The sequence below is a fragment of the Vibrio sp. 1159 genome, from assembly GCF_033340395.1.
GTDB lineage: Bacteria > Pseudomonadota > Gammaproteobacteria > Enterobacterales > Vibrionaceae > Vibrio > Vibrio alginolyticus.
Genome location: NZ_JAWOWL010000170.1, coordinates 1 through 1102, shown reverse-complemented (window position 1 = coordinate 1102; position 1102 = coordinate 1). Strand labels below are relative to the sequence as shown.

2 protein-coding genes are annotated in these 1102 nt (G+C 43.6%); both read left to right on the top strand.

Translation table 11 applies throughout. The features are described from left to right. Positions 1-89: 89 nt before the first annotated feature. A complete protein-coding gene (locus R7127_RS26775) occupies positions 90-479 on the top strand; it encodes a hypothetical protein (protein WP_005463395.1) in 390 nt (129 codons plus the stop codon). A 177-nt stretch (positions 480-656) separates the two neighbouring features. Beyond that, positions 657-1013 carry a diacylglycerol kinase gene (locus R7127_RS26770; protein WP_318148746.1) on the top strand — a complete coding sequence of 119 codons (357 nt, stop codon included), beginning with the start codon at positions 657-659 and terminating at the stop codon, positions 1011-1013. Positions 1014-1102 lie beyond the last annotated feature (89 nt).

The following is a 1102-nucleotide window of genomic DNA, read 5'->3' as shown; positions in this document are numbered from 1 at the left end:
CGACATTTCGATACAATCCATAGACAGAGACAAGTAATAAAACAGTGTACATTTAATCCATCAATTCACAGAGATAATGGATTCATCCCATGTATAAACCACTTTTACTCGTTGTCCTTTCTTCCTCACTTGCAGCATGTGCATACAACCAAAAGCCTGTTGTAGACATGACGAATGTTGACCAAGCGCAATACGAACAAGATTTTGCCTACTGCCAAGGTTACGCAGAAAAAGTCGACAAAACAGAAGCCGCTAAATCTGATGCAACCAATGGTGCAATGACTGGCGCATTAATCGGTGCCGCGGCTGGTGCTCTTGAAGATGGTATTGGCGGTGCAGCAGTTGGCGCAGTAGCTGGCAGTGCAGTCGGTGCTGGTGCAGGCGCTTTAGGTGGCGCGAATGATTCCACCAAAACACAAGCTCTCGTGCTACGCAAATGCCTACAAAATAAAGGTTACACCGTTTACGACCTTGATTAAGCATTAGTCTAAACGACACAACCAAAGTACTTACTCATCAAATCAAACGTGACGTTTTTTGCTTGCACCCATATTCACAAATGTTTCACGTCTAACCGATTAGTCTCAGATCGCAATTTGGTGCATTTCGGTACTAACACACATCAATCAACCAATAATAAGAATTAAGGCCCAATTTTGAAGCCAGGTAAAACAGGAATTCGCCGAGTCATGGATGCGACCGGTTACTCAATTAAAGGACTAAAAGCCGCGTGGACTCATGAAGCCGCTTTCAGACAAGAACTCGTACTGACTTTGGTTCTTTCTATCATCGCATTTTTTCTGCCAGTTACCACGCTTGAACGTGTATTGATGATCAGCAGCCTATTGCTGATTTTAATCGTCGAACTTATTAATTCCGCCGTAGAAGCGGTTGTCGACCGTGTCAGCGATGACTGGCATGAACTCAGTGGTCGAGCCAAAGACATTGGCTCTGCAGCAGTATTTGTTGCGCTATTTCTTGCCCTATTTGTTTGGGCGTCGTTCTTGCTTTAGTTTTATTCAAGAAAGTAACTTATGAAGACTGTTGATTCTCCAAAGAAAGGTATCCCATACGTTGCCTTTACTGTTCTACTCGCACTGTA